At 68.5% G+C, this 19468-nt stretch carries 19 protein-coding genes; 12 read left to right on the forward strand and 7 right to left on the reverse strand.

Annotated features, from left to right (window positions below; genetic code table 11):
* Nucleotides 1–244: 244 nt before the first annotated feature.
* The 3 genes from HXX10_RS18170 to HXX10_RS18180 all read right to left on the reverse strand — a co-directional run bounded on the left by HXX10_RS18170 (nucleotide 245) and on the right by HXX10_RS18180 (nucleotide 3281).
* Complete coding sequence (locus tag HXX10_RS18170) at nucleotides 245–1672, reverse strand: caspase domain-containing protein (RefSeq protein WP_296524209.1); 1428 nt, start codon at nucleotides 1670–1672, stop codon at nucleotides 245–247.
* Nucleotides 1673–1833: 161 nt separating this feature from the next.
* Nucleotides 1834–2379, reverse strand: coding sequence for a CAP domain-containing protein (locus HXX10_RS18175; RefSeq protein ID WP_296524210.1), 546 nt, complete (start codon nucleotides 2377–2379; stop codon nucleotides 1834–1836).
* Nucleotides 2380–2573: 194 nt separating this feature from the next.
* Nucleotides 2574–3281: a GntR family transcriptional regulator gene (locus tag HXX10_RS18180; protein ID WP_296524211.1), complete on the reverse strand. Its 708-nt coding sequence runs from the start codon at nucleotides 3279–3281 to the stop codon at nucleotides 2574–2576.
* A 170-nt stretch (nucleotides 3282–3451) separates the two neighbouring features.
* Here HXX10_RS18180 and HXX10_RS18185 point away from each other — a divergent pair, with 170 nt between their 5' ends.
* From HXX10_RS18185 to HXX10_RS29010, 10 genes are all read left to right on the forward strand, one after another.
* On the forward strand, nucleotides 3452–4435 hold the full coding sequence (locus HXX10_RS18185; protein WP_296524212.1) for a tripartite tricarboxylate transporter substrate binding protein: 984 nt from the start codon (nucleotides 3452–3454) through the stop codon (nucleotides 4433–4435).
* Between the two features lie 223 nt (nucleotides 4436–4658).
* Nucleotides 4659–5801, forward strand: coding sequence for a mandelate racemase/muconate lactonizing enzyme family protein (locus HXX10_RS18190; RefSeq protein ID WP_296524213.1), 1143 nt, complete (start codon nucleotides 4659–4661; stop codon nucleotides 5799–5801).
* Nucleotides 5802–5820: 19 nt separating this feature from the next.
* Entirely contained in the window at nucleotides 5821–6732 is a 912-nt protein-coding gene (locus tag HXX10_RS18195; protein ID WP_296524280.1) for a fumarylacetoacetate hydrolase family protein, read from the forward strand.
* The gene (locus HXX10_RS18200; RefSeq protein ID WP_296524214.1) at nucleotides 6729–7685 is read left to right on the forward strand and encodes a hydroxyacid dehydrogenase; all 957 of its coding nucleotides are present in this window, start codon (nucleotides 6729–6731) and stop codon (nucleotides 7683–7685) included. Before HXX10_RS18195 ends, HXX10_RS18200 begins: the two co-directional genes overlap by 4 nt.
* Nucleotides 7686–7692: 7 nt before the next feature.
* Nucleotides 7693–8832 carry a mandelate racemase/muconate lactonizing enzyme family protein gene (locus HXX10_RS18205; protein ID WP_296524215.1) on the forward strand — a complete coding sequence of 380 codons (1140 nt, stop codon included), beginning with the start codon at nucleotides 7693–7695 and terminating at the stop codon, nucleotides 8830–8832.
* A gap of 116 nt (nucleotides 8833–8948) precedes the next feature.
* Nucleotides 8949–9128, forward strand: coding sequence for a hypothetical protein (locus tag HXX10_RS18210; protein WP_296524216.1), 180 nt, complete (start codon nucleotides 8949–8951; stop codon nucleotides 9126–9128).
* 265 nt (nucleotides 9129–9393) lie between these two features.
* On the forward strand, nucleotides 9394–10281 hold the full coding sequence (locus HXX10_RS18215; RefSeq protein ID WP_296524217.1) for a xanthine dehydrogenase family protein subunit M: 888 nt from the start codon (nucleotides 9394–9396) through the stop codon (nucleotides 10279–10281).
* A complete protein-coding gene (locus HXX10_RS18220) occupies nucleotides 10278–10775 on the forward strand; it encodes a (2Fe-2S)-binding protein (RefSeq protein ID WP_296524218.1) in 498 nt (165 codons plus the stop codon). The genes HXX10_RS18215 and HXX10_RS18220 overlap by 4 nt, the downstream gene beginning before the upstream one ends.
* Before the next feature lie 8 nt (nucleotides 10776–10783).
* Entirely contained in the window at nucleotides 10784–12184 is a 1401-nt protein-coding gene (locus HXX10_RS29005; protein WP_367141999.1) for a xanthine dehydrogenase family protein molybdopterin-binding subunit, read from the forward strand.
* Nucleotides 12181–13197: a xanthine dehydrogenase family protein molybdopterin-binding subunit gene (locus HXX10_RS29010; protein WP_367142000.1), complete on the forward strand. Its 1017-nt coding sequence runs from the start codon at nucleotides 12181–12183 to the stop codon at nucleotides 13195–13197. Before HXX10_RS29005 ends, HXX10_RS29010 begins: the two co-directional genes overlap by 4 nt.
* A 109-nt stretch (nucleotides 13198–13306) precedes the next feature.
* Here HXX10_RS29010 and HXX10_RS18230 read toward each other — a convergent pair whose 3' ends face one another.
* A complete protein-coding gene (locus HXX10_RS18230; protein ID WP_296524219.1) occupies nucleotides 13307–14032 on the reverse strand; it encodes a DJ-1/PfpI family protein in 726 nt (241 codons plus the stop codon).
* A gap of 79 nt (nucleotides 14033–14111) precedes the next feature.
* Here HXX10_RS18230 and HXX10_RS18235 point away from each other — a divergent pair, with 79 nt between their 5' ends.
* Nucleotides 14112–15149 carry a GlxA family transcriptional regulator gene (locus HXX10_RS18235; protein WP_296524220.1) on the forward strand — a complete coding sequence of 346 codons (1038 nt, stop codon included), beginning with the start codon at nucleotides 14112–14114 and terminating at the stop codon, nucleotides 15147–15149.
* Between the two features lie 12 nt (nucleotides 15150–15161).
* Here the strand turns inward: HXX10_RS18235 and HXX10_RS18240 are convergent, their stop codons facing one another.
* Nucleotides 15162–15584, reverse strand: a complete 423-nt coding sequence (locus HXX10_RS18240) for a MarR family transcriptional regulator (protein WP_296524221.1) — start codon at nucleotides 15582–15584, stop codon at nucleotides 15162–15164.
* A 241-nt stretch (nucleotides 15585–15825) separates the two neighbouring features.
* On the opposite strand from HXX10_RS18240, the gene HXX10_RS18245 reads away from it, so the two are divergent.
* Complete coding sequence (locus HXX10_RS18245; RefSeq protein WP_296524222.1) at nucleotides 15826–17520, forward strand: MFS transporter; 1695 nt, start codon at nucleotides 15826–15828, stop codon at nucleotides 17518–17520.
* 9 nt (nucleotides 17521–17529) lie between these two features.
* Here the strand turns inward: HXX10_RS18245 and HXX10_RS18250 are convergent, their stop codons facing one another.
* Both HXX10_RS18250 and HXX10_RS18255 read right to left on the reverse strand, forming a co-directional pair.
* Nucleotides 17530–18402 carry a branched-chain amino acid ABC transporter permease gene (locus HXX10_RS18250; RefSeq protein WP_296524223.1) on the reverse strand — a complete coding sequence of 291 codons (873 nt, stop codon included), beginning with the start codon at nucleotides 18400–18402 and terminating at the stop codon, nucleotides 17530–17532.
* A complete protein-coding gene (locus tag HXX10_RS18255) occupies nucleotides 18399–19388 on the reverse strand; it encodes a branched-chain amino acid ABC transporter permease (RefSeq protein ID WP_296524224.1) in 990 nt (329 codons plus the stop codon). Before HXX10_RS18255 ends, HXX10_RS18250 begins: the two co-directional genes overlap by 4 nt.
* Between the last annotated feature and the right edge of the window lie 80 nt (nucleotides 19389–19468).

The following is a 19468-nucleotide window of genomic DNA, read 5'->3' on the forward strand; positions in this document are numbered from 1 at the left end:
CTGCTTCGCAACAGTCTCGGAATCCTCCGAGTCAATCACCCGGAAACCGTATCATTCCCGTCTTCAGAAGCTCCGACTCGTCATGCGCGGGCTCGACCCGCGCATCCATCGCTCAAAAGAAGAGTTCCTTTCGAAGCTCGATGGATTGCCGGGTCAAGCCAGGCAATGACGATGAAGGTCGATGACACCGGAGACTGGTATTAGAGCGGCTTTTTATCGCGGCGGGCCGAACGGAAAAGCCGCTCTAATAGAAATTCCAGGGTTGAGTGGGGTATTCGTCGCAGTAGCCCCACTCTCCGGTCATCGCGGCTGTTCCGACATTTCTGAAGACGAAGCGCCCCCAAGCAAGACTCCCGTTACGGCGCTCTGCGCAGGGACGATCGCTTCGGGGCTGTATCCATAGTCCACTGGCCGTACCGTCCGGGCCGATCCGTCCGTTCGTCGTCCCGCTCTGCTTCGGATAATGTCCGATCAGATAGCGGCCGGGCGTGATCCCGTAGGTGAAGGGCCCGCAGCATCGCGTGTTCACGGTGAACTCACGCCGTTTCGCGGTCGCCTCCTCGGGCGGGATGTAGCCGAGGTCGGTCGTCCTCATCAAATCCGTGTTGCGGCCGGCATCGGTGGCGGCGGTGGGAGCCGGCGCAGTCGCGGCATTGGCGGGCACCAGGATCACGTCGCCCACCAGCGACGAGTGGTCCCAAGGAATTTGCTTGTCGCGGGTCGCCGCGAGAACGTCGGCACGAACGCGACGCATGACCGTACCGATGTCGACCCCGGGTGTCGGGATGTGCCGGAGCAAGGCCGTCGTGAACGGGCTGTTCCGCCCCTCGCCGTCCAGCGCCACATTGTTGGGTTGGGTCGCGTAGGCGATCATGGTGCCGACCCCGCTCTGGACCGACGCGAGACCGGCGCCCACGGTGCCGGAGCGGGTGCCGAGCGAGCGCGACAGGCTGCGGGCGAGCGGGTTGTCGCGGCACGCGTCGAGGAACACGAGGTTGACCCGCTTCTCGGCCTCCATCTGGGCCAGCACGACATCGATGTCGACCGCGTCGAGGGCGAGGTCGCCGGGACGCTCCAGCTTGGCGTCGATCGGCACCAGATAGTTCTTGCCGGCGACCTGCAGCCCGTGCCCCGCATAGAAGAACAACGCGAGGTCGGCGCGGTCGAGCTTCTTGCCGAACGCCCGCAGGGTGTCGTCCATCGCGCGTCGGTCGAGATTGATCCCTTCCACCACGTCGAAGCCGAGCCGCCGCAGGGCGCTTGCGACGTCGGCCGCGTCGTTGGGGGGATTGGGCAGCGGCGGCGCCTGCTGATAGGTGCCGTTGCCGATGACGAGCGCGATCCGTCGGGAGGGGGCGGACGGCGGCGCCGCCGTCGACGACGGCGCGGGAGACGCGGCGCCGGCCGCAGACGCTTCGCCCACCGACAAGATCCGTTCGAGCAGCGACAGGCGGATGCCGTCACGATCCCGCGGGGCGACCGGCTCCGACACCGGCAGCAGGTCTATGGCGGCTCCGCGGTCCGCCCTGGCCGCGGCCTGCAGGCCCTTCTTCTGCAGCACCCGGGCGTGGGCGAGGGCAACCTCGGCGTCAGCGGGGGCGATCCGGACCTCCGGGAAAGCCGCGCTGACGCTCAGGAGCATCGACAGCCCGGCGAGGACGATCCTGATCATGGCTTGTTCCGAAATTCCGCACGGGATTTCAATTGTCCGGGATTTTGAACGAAGCGCGGATTTCGACAAGAAATTTCGGGGCGAGACCTGCTCGGCGCCGGATCGCGACGCCTGGCGCGGGGCCGGCAGGTCAGTCGCCTGCCGGCTCGGACGTCCGACGATCAGCAAAAGATCTTGCAGACGACATTCTTCACCGTGGTGACCGCATCGTCGGAGCCCCAGACGACCCCGGCTCGGCCCCGGATTCCGTGGTCGATCCCAGGCTTGCCGCCCTTCGGTTTCGGGGCCTTGTCGGCGATCACCATGGCCCAATAGGTCTTGTACGCGGTCTGCTCGTTGCGAGCGACCGCGACGCCGACGCTGTCGGCGCGCGACATCAGCAAATTCGCATTGTGGCCGCGCGAGCTCTGCCAGGCGCGAAACGTCTCGGCCCAGGTCTTGGTGCCGGCCGCGATGTTTTCTGCCGCCATGCCGGACTGCGCGCCGGATATGCGGGAGGAGAACGACCCGGCGACGCCATGGTCCATCACCCCTGCCGCGGCCATCGCTTTCGCCTGTCGTTCGGCGATGGCCGTGAGCTGCGGGTCGGTCTTCACCGACGACAACCCATGCGCCTGGCGGTACTTGGAAATCATCGTCGCCATGTCGTCCGCCCGCGCGGCCGTGGTGCCGACCGCCAAGGCCACGGCAAGCCAGAGTCTTTTCATCGATCCGCTCCCCGGTCGTCGCCAATCCCGACATCCACATCGCAGCCGGATCGGACGGATGTGAGGCACATGGCCCGCGAGAGTCCCCTTCGCCGGGTCCCTGAGGATGACGGTGTCGGGTCAAGTCGAACGGACATCGCTCCAGCGGCGACCGGACCTTCACCTCTCCCCGCAAGCGGGGGAGAGGAAACAGCTCACGCTGCCGCGGACGGCGGCCGCAAGAGCCCTTTGCCGTCGGCGAGCGAGACGAGGTAGCGCGACGCCTCCTCGATGTCGGCGACGATCTCGGCCTCGGCCGTGGAGGGATCGCCCCGCGACAGCGCGGCGAGGGCGGCCGCGTGGTGGTCGCTGCCCTTGCGCAGCAGCACGTAGTCGGGAACCACGAAGGACAGCACCGGCCCGCAACGCAGCCACAGGTTCTCGATCATCTCCTGCAGGATCGGGATTTTCGCCAAGGCGTAGATGCCGAAGTGGAACGCCCGGTGGACGTCCAGATAGGTGTCGAGCTGGCGCCGGGCGATCAGGTCCCGCATGGTGGCGAGTTGGCGATCGAGCCGCGCCAGCGCGGCAGCGTCGGGCCGTGCCGCCGCCTCGCGGGCGGCCCGCCCCTCCAGCTCGCAGCGCACCAGCGTGAGGTGCCGCAGCTCTTCGACCGTCAGATGCGGCACCACGGCCGAGTTGCGCGGACCCTGCTGCAGAATCCCCTGGGCGACCAGCCGGGTGACGGCATCGCGCACCGGGGTGATCGAGATGCCGAAGGTCTGGGCGAGATCGCGCAGCGGCAGGGCGCGGCCGGGTGCGAAATGGCCGGCCAGCAGCGCGTCGCGCAACTGGACATGCGCCAGGTCCCACAGCGGCTCGCGCTCGATCTTCTTCAATTTCGCTGCCGCTGTTCTGCTCATCGATCCGTCTCTCGGCCGTGTCGGGCCGGCGTGTTGCAAGTTTCGCTCCGATCCGATCTTACGCCACGGCGTTGCTGCAGCGCAAAAATCACGACACCCGTATTTCTCCGATTGACAGCACTCGACGTCCGATGTTTGTTATAACAAACAACAGACCGGATGGATAGTCCATGGCCAAGATTTCTTTTGCACTGGCGGCCCTTTGTGCCCTGGCGGTGTCGGCTCCGGCCGGGCCGGCCGACGCTCAGGCGTTCCCGAGCCGCGACATCACCTTCATCGTCCCGTGGAACCCCGGCGGTTCCAACGACGTGATGGCGCGCCAGCTCCAGCCCCTCCTCAAGGAGCAGGGCATCAGCATCATCATCGAGAACATCGTCGGCGCGAACGGCGGCATCGGGCTGCGCCGGGTCGCCGGCTCCGATCCCGACGGCTACACGCTCGGCATGGGCACCAGCTCGACGCTGGCCTCCATCGCCCAGGGCAAGGCCCAGCTCAAGAACGAGCAGTTCACCCATCTGATCCGCGTATCGAGCGACCCGCTGCTGCTCGAGGTGCCGGGCAAGAGCCCGCACCAGCCGCTCGACGCCTTCATCGCCAACATGAAGAAGAACCCCGGCAAGGTGACGATTGGCACCCCCGGAACCTACAACGTCAACCACATCTTCGCCGCCATGACGGCGCGCGCCGCCGGCGTCGGCTATGCCGGCTACGTCAATGTGCCCTACACGGGCGGCTCCAAGGTGATCGCCGACCTGCTCGGCGGTCATCTCGATGCCGGCGTGCTGAAGCCGTCGGAGAGCATCGGCCAGATCCAGGAAGGGCTCGTGAAGCCGATCGGCGTGTTCGCCGACAAGCGGCTCGAGCAATTCCCCGACGTGCCGACCTTCAAGGAGAAGGGCTTCGACATCTTCCCATACGGGCCGGTGGTGCAGATGGCCTATGTGGTCGCTCCCCCCAACCTGCCGCCGGCGATCCGCGACCGCCTGACCACGGCGTTCCGCAAGGCGATCCAGGATCCGCGTTTCAAGACCTTCGCCAACGACAACTCGTTCCTGGTCGATGATCTCACCGGGGACGCACTGACCAAGGAGGTCGAGGCCGTCACCGTGTCGCTGCGCGAGGTCGCCACCCAGGTCTTCAAAGACCAGCCGTAGGTCGGAGGCGCCGACCAGCCAAAGAAGCAAGAGCCCCCACCCCCGCCCCCTCCCCGCCATTCGCTGACGCGAATGGGGGGAGGGGAGAAGACACCGCTTCGGCTCCCCTCCCCCCGCGAGCGAAGCGCGCGGCGGGGAGGGGTCGGGGGTGGGGGGCAGCCACACGGCACAGCCGACCCGAATTCAGACGTCACTTCCCCCTCTCCATCGAGGCCCCATCCCCGTGAGCAAGATCAAATCCGTCACCACCCATGTCGTCAGCGCCCCGGTGGAAAAGCCGTTCACGTCGTCGCGCGGCTGGCTCTACAAGGTGCGCGGCACCTGCCTGGTCGAGATCGAGACCGACGACGGCGTCGTCGGCTGGGGCGAGTGCTACGGCCCGTCCGCGGTGGCCAAGGCCTTCATCGACACCCAGCTCGCCGCCCATGTGATCGGCCGCGATCCGTTCGACGTCGAGGTGATCTGGGAATACCTCTACAACCGCATCAAGGACTACGGCCAGACCGGCATGGCGATCGCCGCGATCAGCGGCATCGACATCGCGCTGTGGGACCTGATCGGAAAAATCTGCGGCCGCCCGGTTCACAAGCTGATCGGCGGCGCCTTCCGGTCCGAGGTCCAGGCCTATGCGACCGGCCTCTACTTCATCGACATGAACCGCCTGGTCGAGGAGGCCGTCGAGGAGGCCGAAGGCTTTTGCGCGCGCGGCTTCCGGGCCATCAAGATGAAGATCGGGCTCGGCGACACGGCGCGCGACGTCGCCCGCATCGCCGCCGTGCGTGCCGCCATCGGTCCGGACGTGCGGCTGATGGTCGACGCCAACCACTGCCTGACGGTACCGAATGCGATCCGGCTGGGACGAAAGCTCGAAGAGCTCGACATCGAGTGGTTCGAGGAGCCGATCTCGCCCGAGGACATCGACGGCTACATCGAGGTGACGCGCGCACTCGACATCGCGGTGGCGGGTGGCGAGAACGATTTCACCCGCTGGGGTTTTCGCGACAAGATCGTCCGCAAGGCGATGGACATCGTGCAGCCCGACGTCTGCGCCGCCGGCGGCATCACCGAATGCAAGAAGATCGCCGCGATGGCGACGGCGCACGGGGTCGAATGCGTGCCGCATGCCTGGGGCTCGGCCGTCGGGCTCGCCGCCACGCTGCAGTTCCTGGCCGCGATTCCCGACCAGCCGCCCTGCCTGTTCCCACGCCCGCCGCTCCTGGAGTTCGAGCAGGAGGAGAATCCCTTCCGGGATCATCTCGCGAAAGAGCCGATCGTCCAGCACGGCGGCATCGTCAAGATCCCGACCGGTCCGGGCCTCGGCATCGAGGTCGACCGCGCCGTGATCGAAAAGTACCGCAAGGCGTGAGGAGACGACATTGCGGTTCGTGACCTTCGAACACGGCGGAGCAGCACGCGCGGGCGTGCTCGAAGCCGGCCGCCCGGGCGACGACGAGACCGTCGTCGATCTCGGCCATGCGGCGTTGCGCGACATCGTCGGGCCGGACCCGTCGATGCTCGCCCTGATCACGGCGGGCCTGGACCGGATCGAGGCGCGGCTCGCCGGCGCCGCGGTGCCGGCGGCTGCGCGCCTGCCGCGCGCCGACGTCCGGCTGCTGGCGCCGCTGCCGCGGCCGGGACGCATCGTCGGCGTCGCGCACAACTACCGCGACGCCATCGCCGAGCGGAAGATCCCGGCGCCCGAGACGCCGGTCGTCTTCATCAAGGAGTCCGCCACAGTCATCGGGCCCGACGACGCCGTGGTGCTCCCGGCCGGCATAGGCGGCGTCACCTACGAGGGGGAGCTCGCGGCCGTGATCGGCCGTCGGGCCGTGGCGGTCGCAACGGATGCGGCGCTCTCCCACGTCGCCGGTTACTGCACCTGCAACGACATCAGCGCGTCGGCGGTGATCCGCGCCGACGGCCACTTCCGCCGCGGCAAGAACTTTCCCACCTTCTTCCCGCTCGGGCCCGTGCTGGTCTCCGCCTCGGACATCCCCGATCCGCAGCGCCTGCGCATCACGCTGACGATGGACGACGCGACCCTGCAGAACGGGTCGACGGCCGACATGCTGTTCTCGGTCGCCGAGTTGATCGCCATCCTGTCGGCCGAGCAGCCGCTCGAGCCGGGCGACATCATCGCCACCGGAACGCCGGCCGGCGTCGCGCCGATGCGGACGCCACCGACCTGGCTGCGCCCTGGCGCGGTCCTGACGACCGAGGTGGAAGGCCTCGGGCGTCTCGTCAATCCGATCACCGAAAAAGATCTTGCCGATCACCGAGAAAGACCTCGCCGATGACCGATAAGCCCACCGTGCTGGTGACCAATCCGATGCATTCCGACGGCGACGCGATGCTGGCGCCGCATGCCCGCATCGTCGTCGCGCCCGACGCCGCGCCCGACACGCTGCGGCGGCTGGCGCGCGACGTCGACGGCATCATCGTGCGGGCCATGATGCCGGAGGACATCTGCGACCACGCGCCGAAGCTCAAGGGCATGGTCCGCCACGGCGTCGGGCTCGACTTCATTCCCGTTGAGGCCGCGACCCGGCACGGCGTGATGGTCGCCAACCTGCCGGGCTGCAACACCCAGGCCGTCACCGAGTACTTTTTCGCTGCGCTGTTCCGGCTGCGCCGGCCGCTCGGCGACATCGAGGCAGTGATGCGCCGCGACGGCTGGAACACGGCGCGACCGATGGCGGACACCACCCGCGAGGTCGCCGGCGACACGCTCGGCGTCATCGGGGTCGGCGCCATCGGCAGCCGCATCGCCCGCATCGCCCGCGAGGGCTTCGGCATGACCGTCATCGGCGTCAACAAGGGGCCGTTCCCGGAAGGCGTGACCGAGGTGTCGCTCGACGAGCTGTTCTCTCGCAGCGATGCGATCGCCGTCACATGCGCCTTGACCGACGAGACCCGCGGCCTGGTGAACCGCCGGCTGATCGGCCTGATGAAACCCGACGCCGTGCTGATCAACACGTCGCGCGGCCCTGTGGTCGAGACCGCGGCCCTCGTCGATGCCCTCACCAAGGGCGCCATTGCGGGGGCGGCCGTCGACGTCTACGACAGTCAGCCGGTGCCGGCCGACAGCCCGCTGTTCGGCTGCCCGCACCTCCTGATGACGCCCCACGTCGCCGCCATCACGTCGACCAGCATGCGGGCGATGAGCCTCGGCGCCGTCGGCGAGATGCTCCGCATGTTGCGCGGCGAACGCCCGCTCAACCTCGTCAATCCCACCACCTTTGCTGCTTGAGGACGCCATGCGCATCCGCTCCGTCACCGCCGTTCCGATCTCCTTCCGGGTCCCGCAGGGCCAGAACGTCACGCTCGGCATCGGCCGCGCCGTCAAGCGCGACGCCGTGCTGGTGAAGATCGAGACCGACGAAGGGGTGACGGGCTGGGGCGAGTCCCATCACGGCCGCTGCCCGGGCGCCATCGCCAAGCTGGTCGACACGACGATCTCCGAGCTGGTGGTCGGGCTCGACGCGCTCGACGTGGTCGGCGTGTGGAGCCGCGTCCACCGCATGCAACTCGCCAGCCACGGCATGGGGGCCGCCGCCGCGATGGCGCTCTCCGGCATCGACCTCGCTTTGTGGGACATCCGCGGAAAAGTCGCGGGCTGGCCGCTCTACCGCATGCTCGGCGGCTCGTCCAAACCGATCAAGGCCTATGCCGGCGGCATCTCGCTCGGCTGGCAGGCGCCGGAGTCGCTCGCCGACGAGGCGCAGAGCTATGTCGAGGCCGGCTGGCGGGCGCTCAAGCTGCGCTGCGGCGACGTCGTGGCGCGCGACCTCGCCCGCGTGCGGGCGGTCCGCGAGCGTCTCGGCGACGAGATCGACATCCTGGTCGACGCCAACACCAATTACAGCCTCGACGACGCCCGCCGCGCCATCCCGGTGTTCGACGAGCTCGGCGTCGGCTGGCTGGAGGAGCCGTTCTCGCCGCTCGACGACCGCGCCTACGAGACCGCGACCAGCTACGGCACCGTGCCGCTCGCCGCCGGCGAGAACCACTTCACCCGGTTCGACTTCACCCGGCTGATCGACGGCGGCGCCGTGACGGTGCTGCAGCCCGACCTGTCCAAGACCGGCGGCATCACCGAGACGATGCGGATCGCCGCCATCGGCTCGGCCTGGAAGCTGACCATCAACCCGCACACCTCGGCGACCGGCGTCAACATGGCTGCGACCCTCAATCTGCTCGCCGCGATCGACAACCCCGGCTATTTCGAGGGCGACCTCGCCAAGCACAATCCCTTCCGCGACGAGGTCGGCGGCATCCCGTACCGGCTCGACGCCGACGGCTGCGTGCGCCCCTCCGAAAAGCCCGGCATCGGGCTGGAGGTCGACGAGGCCTTCATCAAGGCGCATCCGCTGATCGACGGCCCCTGCTACGTGTGAGGCGACCCCCACCCTCGGTCATTCCGGGACGCCGCGCAGCGGCGGGCCCGGAATCCATACACACAGACCGGGCTTATGGACTCCGGGGCTCGCGGGTCTGCAGCCCGCGCCCCGGAATGACGGCCGATCCGGCGGCGCGACACTCCCGCCTGATCACGTTGTTTGCCGCGCTGCAGCATCAACGGCCGGACACGATGCTGCAACGCAATGTAAACGCTGACGAATTTGCTGCGTGCGGCGGCACATCATTTGATCCGCGCCGTCATCAATCGCGACGCATACTGGAACGCTTCTGAAATATCGATATTTTTTGGCGCGCCGCGCCGGGATGCCGCGTCAGTCCTGCAGCCTGCGACGATGAGGCCCGTGTTTCCCGGGCTTGTCGATCTGCCGGGAAGCATGCACGTTCTGAAGGTCATTCAGCCGGCTCTCGAATCTGCTCGATGTCGCGCACCTCCCTTTCGGACCCGAACTGACCACGGCTTCGACCGAACGCCGCCGGAGTTCCGAACCTTCCGCCCGACACGGCAGCCCGACCGGCCCACCGCCGAGGCTTGCAACATGAAACCGTTCGGATACGTGGCGGCGAAGGATTCGGAGCACGCGGTGGCGTTGCTGGCCGAGTACGGCCAAGGCGCCAAGGTCCTGGCCGGCGGCACCGACCTTCTCGCCGATATGAAGTTCACGCCCCATCCGCCGCCCGAGGTCGTCGTCGACATCTCGCGCGCCGCCGACCTCAAGGGCATCGCGCTCACCGACGCCGGCCTGCGCATCGGGGCGCTCACCACCCACAGCGAGATCGTGCACTCCGCCGTCGTTCACCAGGTGGCGCCGGCCCTCGCCGATGCGGCCGTGGTGATCGGCGCCGTGCAGACCCGCAATCTCGGCACCATCGGCGGCAACCTGATGACCTGCGTGCCGTCGATGGACTCCGGCCCGACGCTGCTGGCCTTCGAGGCGCTGGTGACGATCGCCGGCCCGTCCGGCCGCCGCACCATCCCGCTGTCGGACTTGTTCGTGGCGCCGCGCAAAACCAGCCTCGCGGTCGGCGAGCTTCTGGTCGAGGTGATCGTCCCGAAGGCGAACCTCTACAAGCCGACCGCCTTCCAGAAGTTCGGGTTGCGCAAGGGCCAGGCGCTGGCGCTGGTCAATGCCGCGGCGAGCTTCTGGACCTCCGAGGGCCTCTTCTCCGAGCCGCGGATCGCGCTCGGCGCGGTCGCGCCGACCGTCATCCGGGCACCCAAGGCCGAGGCCTATCTGTCCGGCCGGCCCGTCTCCGAGGAGGCGATGGCCGAGGCCGGACGCATCGCCGCCACCGAAGCCAAGCCGATCACCGATTTCCGGGCCAGCGCGGACTACCGTCGCGACCTCGTCGCCGTTCTGGTGAAGCGCGCCCTCGCCGGCGCCTGGGACCGGGCGACCCCGAACCAGAAGGAGCTCGCATCATGAACGTGACCCTCACCGTCAACGGCGAGATCCGCTCGGCCTCGGTGCCGCCCGAGACGACGCTCCTGGTCTTCCTGCGCGAGCACCTGTTGCTGACCGGGGCCAAGACCGGCTGCGACATCGGCGATTGCGGCGCCTGCACCGTGATCGTCGACGGCAAGGCCGTGAACGCCTGCCTGATGCTGGCCGCCCAGGCCGACGGCCGTGCCGTCACCACCATCGAGGGCCTCGCCACCCGCGAGGGTCTGCATCCGCTGCAGAAGGTGTTCGAGGAGACCGGCGCGCTCCAATGCGGCTTCTGCGGTCCGGGCGTGATCCTGACCTCGAAGGCGCTGCTCGACGAGAATCCGGACCCGACCACCGAAGAGATCCGCACCGCGCTGGCCGGCAATCTGTGCCGCTGCACGGGCTATGTGAAGATGATCGACGGCATCCACGAAGCCGCCAAGATGATGCAGTCGGCGACCCCCGCGCTTCCGGCGCCCGAGCAACGGTGAGGAGCAGCATGGCCGAAGACCTGGACGTCCTCGACAAGACCCGCATCGCGCCCGTCGACTCGCTTCGACGTGCCGACGAAGACCTCCGCCTTCCGGTGGTCGCCCGGCCGTCGACGCTGCCGCTGGAACCGCCGCTGGTCCCGCAGGTCGGCGAGCAGACCCATGCGGTGGGCCTGCGGGCGCAGCGGCCCGACAGCCGCGATCACGGCCTCGGCCTGACCCGCTACATCGACGACATCGCCCTGCCGGGCATGCTCTACGCCAGGATCAAGCGGGCCGGCGTCGCGTCGGCCCGGATCAAGAGCATCGACATCAGCGCGGCCGAAGCCATGCCGGGCGTGATGGCGGTGCTGCTCGGCCGCGAGATCCCGACCAACTTGTTCGGCACCAGCATCGTCGACCAGCCGCTGCTGGCCGACCCGATCGTCCGCCAGGCCGGCGACGGCGTCGCCGCGGTCGCGGCCGTCACCGAGCAGATCGCCCAGGCGGCGTGCGACGCCATCAAGGTCGAGTACGAGCCGCTGCCGGGCGTCTACGATGCGATCGAGGCGTTGAAGCCGGAGTCCCACAAGGTCCACGGCGGCGACACCAACGTGTACGCCAAGAAGGTGATCCGCCAGGGCGACGTCGAGAGGGGCTTCGCCGAGTCCTACCGGATCTACGAGGACGAGTATTACACGCCCGGCATCGAACACGCGCCGATGGAGCCGTTCACCTCCATCGCCGACTGGGACTCCAACGGGCGCCTCACGGTCTACGCCTCGATCGGCCGCATCACGCTGGCGCGCGTCGACCTGTCGAAGACGCTGCACGTCCCGATCAGCCGCATCCGAGTGATCGGCACCATCGTCGGCGGCAACTTCGGCGGCAAGAACGAGATCCGCCACGAGCCGGTGCTGGCGCTGCTCGCCAAGAAGGCCGGGCGGCCCGTGAAGGGACGCTTCACCCGCGTCGAGGAGTTCGTCGCGAGCACCATCCGGCACGCCTTCTTCATGAAGTACAAGACCGGCGTCAGCAAGGACGGCAAGATCCTCGCCCGCCAGATCCGCATGATACTGGACGGCGGCGCCTACTGCTCGTTCAGCGAGACGACGCTCGGCAAGGCCTGCATCCTGTCGACCGGCCCGTACCACGTCCCCAACTCCTTCATCGAGGGATACGTGGTCTACACCAACAAGACGACGGCGGGCTCGATGCGAGGCTTCGGTGCCCCGCAGGTGTGCTTCGCCTACGAATCGCAGATGGACGACATCGCCCGCGATCTGAAGATCGACCCGCTCGAGCTGCGCATGAAGAATTTCTTCCGCGACGGCTCGATGACGGCGACCGGCCAGGTGCTGCACAGCGTCAAGGTGATCGAGTCGATGCAGAACGCGGTGAAGAAGTTCGGCTGGGAGACGCAGTCATGAAGCATCGCGGACGTGGCCTGGCGAGCATGTGGTATCCGGTCGGGTTCACCGGCTACGCGAACCCGAGCGGTGCGGTCGTCAAGGTGAACGAGGACGGCACCGCCGTCGTCCTCACCGGCACGGTGGAGACCGGCCAGGGCTCGCTCGGCGTGCTCGGCCAGATCGCCGCCGAGGCGCTCGGCCTCGCCCCGAACGACATCCACATCATCTCGGGCGACACCGACACCTGCCCGATGGACACCGGCGCCATCGCCAGCCGCACCACCTACATCACCGGCAACGCCGTGCGGATCGCCGCCGAGAAGGCGCGCGACATCCTGTTCGAGGTGGCGGCCGAGATGCTCGGCGTGAAGCCGAACATGCTGGAGGCGAAGGACCACAAGATCCAGGTGCAGAGCTTCCCGTCCCGCAACGTCGCCATCGCCGACGTCTCCTCGCGGGCCCACAACGGCATCGGCACGCCGCCGATCGGCAGCGCCACCTGGAACCCGCCGATGGTGCCGATGGATCCGGAGACCGGACAGGGCAAGCCGTTCGGCACCTATGTCTACGCCACCCAGATCGCCGAGGTCGACGTCGACGACGAGACCGGCGAGGTCGAGGTGCTGCGCGTCACCGCGTCGCACGACTGCGGCACGGCGATCAATCCGATGCTGGTCGAAGGCCAGATCGACGGCGGCGTCTACATGGGCCTCGGCTTCGCGCTGTACGAGGAGATCCTGTTCGACAAGGCGGGCAAGCAGATCAACTGCAACCTCACCAACTACATCATGCCGACCACGCTCGACATGCCGGCGATCGACGAGGACATCGTCGAGAACTACGACCACACCGGCCCGTTCGGCGCCAAGGCGGTCGGCGAGCCGAGCCTGGTGCCGACCGCTCCGGCGATCACCAACGCGATCTACGACGCCGTCGGCGTGCGCATCACCGCGCTGCCGGCGACCGCCGAGCGCGTGCTCGCCGCCATCAAGGCGAAGCGTGCCCGCGAGCAGAAGCAGATCCCGGCCTGACCTCGCCCCCTTTTGCGGCCGCGGAAGACGGCCGCCTCGACCCCCTGACGGCGCCGCGAGGCGCCGTTTCTTTTTGTCGGTCGCGCTTCTCGTCGGTGGCGATTTTCGATCAGCCGACCGACGCCCGTGCGGACCCGCGCGCCAGCCGCGCGATGATCGCCTCGCGCTCCCGGCGCGACGGGGCGGCGCGGGCCTTGGCGGCGGCGAGAACGGCGGCCGGTGCCGTATCCGGGGTGCCGGACCGGAACGGCGGCTGCGGGGCGTATTCGAGCGCGAGCTGGATCTCCTCGGCTCGCTCACGGCCGACCACCGCGCCGACCACCGCCAGCGCCAGGTCGATCCCCGAGGTGACGCCGGCCGCCGTGAACAGATTGCCGTCGCGCACCACCCGTTCGTCGACCGGCACGGCCCCGAAAGCGGGGAGGAAATCGTGCGAGTTCCAGTGCGTCGTGGCGCGCCGACCTTTCAACAGGCCGGCGGCACCGAGCAGCAGCGCGCCGGTGCACACGCTGCACAGCCAGGGCGTCCGCGCCGCCGTCACGCGCAGGAAGTCCAGCACCTCGGCGTCCGTGAGCAGGCGGTTGACGCCGATTCCGCCGGGCACGCAGAGCACGTCGAGCGGCGAGCCCTCGGCGAATGTCGCGGTCGGCGCGAACGGCAGACGTCCGGACGACATCACCGGAGCGCAGTCCTTCCACAAGAGGCTCACGACCGCGTCCGGCACGGCACCGAACACCTCGTAGGGCCCGGTCAGATCGAGCACCTGGATTCCAGGAAAGACGAGCAGGCCGATCCGGAGCGGACTGGCGTCGCGGGGGGTGGGATCGTCGGTCATCGGCATGTCCTGGTTTGGCGCCGCTGGCGGCGCGATCGGCATTGACAAACGGACCCTAACCGGGGAGCCTTTGGCGCAAATGCCAAAGACCCCTCGAAATACGCCATCCTTACCGCGCCGGATCGAGTTCCTGGCGTTTCCGCGCGTGCAGCTTCTCGACCTCGCCGGGCCCCTGCAGGTATTCGCCACCGCGAACGACTGGTTGGACGAGCACGGGCGCGCCCGTGCCTACGACCCCGTCGTAGTGGCCGAGGCGCCGCAGGTGGTGTCCTCGGCCGGTCTCGGTCTCGCGGCGCAGCCGCTGCCGGCGGCCGACAAACCGGTCGACACCCTGATCGTCGCCGGCGGTTTCGGGGTCGGTGCCGCCTGCGAGGGCGCACTCCCGGACTGGATTCTTGCGCGCGCCGGAAGTGCGCGCCGCATCGCCTCGGTGTGCAGCGGGGCCTTCCTGCTGGCGACGGCCGGACTTCTGGACGGGCGGCGCGCCGTGACCCACTGGAACCGCTGCGCCGAGTTCGCCGAAAGTTTTCCGCAGGTGCGGCTCGAGCCCGACCCGATCTTCATCCAGGATGGGCCGATCTGGACCTCGGCCGGCATCACGGCCGGCATCGATCTGGCGCTGGCGCTGGTCGAGGCCGATCTCGGGCCCGAGGTGGCGCTCGCCGCCGCGCGCCAGCTCGTCGTGTTCCTCAAGCGCCCCGGCGGGCAGAGCCAGTTCTCGACCGCGCTGGCGCTGCAGCACCGTGGCGACGGGCGCTTCGCCGAGCTTCACGCCTGGATATCGGACCACCTGACCGCGGACCTGTCGGTCGTGGCGCTCGCGGCCGCCGCGGCGATGAGCGAGCGCAGCTTCGTGCGCCACTATCACGCCGTCACCGGGGAGACGCCGGCCCGCGCGGTCGAGCGGATCCGCGTCGAAGCGGCCCGCCGGCTGCTGGAGACCGGGCTCGCCGTGAAGCAGGCCGCCCATCGCTGCGGTTTCGGCTCCGAGGAGACCATGCGACGCGCGTTTCTGCGCAACCTCGGCGCCTCGCCGCAGGAGTATCGCGAGCGCTTTTCGCACACACGCGACCAGGCGCGGCCCCGGGCGCCGTCCGCCCGCGTCACTGTTGCATGACCGGGGTCGCCCTCAGCAATCGGCCGCGGTGTCGCTCTCTCCCTCGTCCATGCCTGCCAGCGTCTCGGCGAGCTGGCGATTGACGCGCGCCAGCAGATTGGCAAGTGCGGCGCGGTCGGCCTCCTCCCAGCTCGCGAACAGGGCGGCGATGCGGGCGAGCCGCAGGTTGCGCATGCCCTGGGCGCGGGCCGAGCCCTCCGGGGTCGGCTCGATCAGGGCACTGCGGCGGTCGGCCGGGTTGGTGTGGCGCTTGACCAGGCCGGCCTTCTCCATGGCGGCGACTTGGCGCGTGACGGTGGAATCGTCGAGCGCCAAGCCGGTCGCCAGGCTGCCGATGCTGCGCGGACCGTCGGCGAGGCGCAGCAGCAGCAGGTAATGGGCCCGCTCGAGCGGGTAGGCGCGCTTGCGGTTGATCGCCTCCATGGACCTGGCCAAAAAGGCGAATTCCTGCTCCAGCCGCGCCGTCACAGCGCCCTGCTCTGTGGACCCCTGGTCTGACCGATGGTCGGCCACCGCTGCCCCCTCCGGCCGCACCTGCCCGCCTTGGCGGCACCAGCACGGCGATTTTGATGCATCATACAGCTTGTTTCTGGCGGGCGCCGCCGCTATTTATCTGCATCGTACAGATTTCATCGTTCCACCCCCCTTACCCCCGCCCTTGCCAGGTAAAGCAGCCATGTCGGCCGATCTCGGTCTTTCCCTCTTCCGCAATCAGCCCAAGGCCGTGTGGGCGACCGCCTTCGCCTGCGTGGTCGGCTTCATGTCGATCGGCCTGGTCGACCCGATCCTGACCTCGATCGCGGCCGGGCTGAACGCCAGCCCGAGCCAGGTGTCGCTGTTGTTCACCAGCTACTTCTTCGTCACCTCGGCCATGATGCTGGTCACCGGCTTCGTGTCCAGCCGGCTCGGCGGCCGCAAGACGCTGCTGCTCGGCGCCGCCCTGATCGTGGTGTTCGCGGCGCTCGCCGGGACGTCGAACTCGGTCGCGGCGCTGGTCAGCTATCGGGCCGGCTGGGGACTGGGCAACGCCTTCTTCGTCGTCACGGCGCTGTCCGTGATCGTCGCCACCTCGCGCGGCGGCACGGCAGCCGCGATCCTGCTCTACGAAGCGGCGCTCGGGCTCGGCATCTCGGCCGGGCCGCTGCTCGGCGCCGCGCTCGGCGACCTCTCCTGGCGCTACCCGTTCTTCGGCACGGCCGCCCTGATGGCGGTCTGCTTCGTCGCCATCGCGGTGTTCCTCCCCGAGCAGCCGAAGCCCAAGCAGACCATCTCGCTCTCCGCGCCGATCCGGGCGCTGGCCCATGCCGGCCTCGCCACCACGGCAGTCGGGGCGATGCTGTACTACTACGCCTTCTTCACCGTGCTGGCCTTCGCCCCCTTCGTGCTGCAGATGTCGGCGCATGCGGTCGGGCTGATCTTCTTCGGCTGGGGCGTGCTGCTGGCGATCTTCTCCGTCATGGTGGCGCCGCGCCTGCAGGCGCGCTTCAGCGCGCTCGCTCTGCTCGGCGGTTGCCTGGTGCTGTTCGCGTTGCTGCTCGCCGGCATGAGCGTCGCGCCGCCGCTGGCGGTCGCCGCCGGCGTCGTCGTCAGCGGCGCTCTGATGGGCGTATGCAACACGGTGTTCACCGAGATGGCGCTGGAGGTGTCGCCGGTGGCGCGGCCGGTCGCCTCGGCGGCCTACAACTGCGTGCGCTGGTTCGCCGGCGTGGTGGCGCCGTTCGCGGCGCCGACGCTCGCCGAGCATTTCGGCGCCGGCTCGGCCTTTGCGGTCGCCGCCGCGGCCGCGGTCGGCGCACCGCTGTTCCTGCTGGTGCGACGCCGCACCCTCGGCCGCTACGCGGCGGCGCCGGACCGTATCGCCGCACCCGCCGAGGCCGTCTCCCCGGCGGCGTCCTTCGTGCTCGCCGCCGTCGACGGCACGGCCGCGGATGTCGACGTGGTGGCACACGCCGCCGCCCTCGCCCGCAGCCACGGCCTTGCGGTCGCGGTCGAGCATGTCCGCATGGAGGAAGTGCTGGACGGCGACGCCGTCGACGCCGAGACCGAGGCCGAGGCGGCCGGCGTGGTCGAGCGGGCCCTGGCCCGCCTGCGCCTCGCCGGCATCTCGGCCCGTGGCGAGGTGGTGCGCGCCGGCGCCGCCCATGCGGCCGACGCGCTGCTGGCGTGTGCCCGCGCCCTGCCGGCCACGATCGTGGTGCTCGGCGCCCCGCACCGCCACGATCTCACCGACCTGGTGCACGGCAGCGTGGCCGATACGCTGCGCCGCCGCGCCGGTGCCGACATCGCGGTCGTCACGGTGCCTGAAGCCGACGACGCCTTCGGACGCGAAACGGCCGGGCACGAGGCCCGGCCGCTCGCGGATCCGCAATGAGGCCTACTGTCAGCGCTTCATCATCGTGCTGCCGTAGAGGCCGGTCGGCTTGACCAGCAGGATCAGCAGCATGATGGCGAACGGCGCCATCTGGGCGAGCGGCGCGTAGATCAGCGAGCCGATCGACACCACCTGGCCGACCAGGAAGGCCGAGATGAACGTGCCCTTGATGCTGCCCAGCCCGCCGATGATCACCACCATGAACACGAAGGCCAGGATTTCCAGGCCCATGTTGGGATCGACCATGATCAGCGGCGCATTGAGCCCGCCGGCCAGACCCGACATCGCACCGGCGATGACGAACGTCACGGTGAACAGCCGGTAGACATTGATGCCGAGTCCCTCGACGTGCTCCACATCCTCGATGCCGGCCCGGATCGCCTTGCCGATGATGGTCTTGTTGAGGAACAGCCAAATCCCCCCGTAGACCATCAGCGCGATGACGATCACCACCAGGCGGTAGATCGGGATCTCGGTGCCGAAGATATCGAGCTGCGCCTCGATCGGCACCGGGACGGGCCGCGGCACCAGGCCCCAGATCGCCTTGATGACGCCGATGCCGCCGATCAGGATGCCGAACGAGGTGATCATGCTGAAGGTGATGTCCCGCGCATAGATGCGCAGGAACACGAAGCGCTCGATCAGGTACGCCGTCAGCCCGGAGACCAGCACGCCGGCCAGCACCCCGATCCACACGTTCCCGACCAGCAGGCTGACCGTGTAGGTCAGATAGGCGCCGATCGCGTAATAGAGGAGCTGGTCGAGGCTGATGATGCGCATCAGGCCGAAGCAGAGCGACAGGCCGATCGCCATGAGGAAGAAGATGCTCCCCATGCTGAGGCCGAAGATGACGCCCGACAGGAGCAGTTGAGGATCGATCATCGGCTTTTCACTCCTGCATCGGCGGCGGCGGGCTTCTCCGCCTCGCGCTGACGGAACACCCAACGCTTGATGAGCGGCTCGAGCGAGCCCCAGATACCCTTCTCGCCGGCCAGCATGATGAAGACCAGCAGGATGCCGATCACCAGCTCCCAGTTGCCGAAATACTTGCTGATCAGATCCTTCATGCCAGTGTAGGCGACCGACCCGACGATCGGCCCGAACAGGGTGCCGACGCCGCCCAGGATGGTCACCACCACCGGGTCGGCGGTGCGGGCCGGGCTCGTCATCTCGGGGCTGACGAAGCCGAGATAGACGGCATAGAGCGACCCGGCCAGCGCCGTAGTGGTGTTGGCGATCACGAAGGCGGCGAGGCGGATGTGGAAGTTGTTGTAGCCGAGGAACCGCACCTTGTCGTCGTTCATCTTGGTGGCGAGACAGCAGGCCCCGAAGATCGAGTCGTCGAGATACTTGTAGAAGGCCCACACGGCGAAAGCGGCCAGGAAGGCGAAGATGTAGAACTGGTCGGGCCGGGTGAGGTCGAGAATCGGCGTCGAGTCGACGTTGGTCAGGAACCACAGGCCGTTGTCGCCGAACGTGATGTCGGCCAGCACTTTCTGCATCAGGAAGAAGATGATGACGGCGAGCGCCATGTTGACGAGCGCGAAGTAGTCGCTGCGCAGCCGCACGAACAGCGGCCCTACGATCAGCGACACCACGATCCCGGAGAGGATCCCGATCAGGATTCCGACATAGGGATTGGTGCCGAAGTAGTAGAGGTAGAATGCCGTCCCGTAGGCGCCGACCGCCAGATAGGCGGGCTGGCCGAACGAGATGAAGCCGACGCGGCCGAGCAGGAAGTTGCAGCCGATCACGTAGACCGAGAAGATGATGATCTCGTTGTTGAAGGGCAGCGGCAGGAAGATGCGGAGCAGGATGAGCAGCGCGAAGGCCACCAGAAGCCCCGACCACCATCTCAGGACGTTCATCGCAGGATCCCTCTCTCGATCGCGCCCCTGCGACGGCGGACACCGTCGCACAGCCGATCTCTCGGAGCGGCGGCACGCGT

This window comes from Rhodoplanes sp. (assembly GCF_013377085.1).
Lineage (GTDB): Bacteria > Pseudomonadota > Alphaproteobacteria > Rhizobiales > Xanthobacteraceae > Rhodoplanes.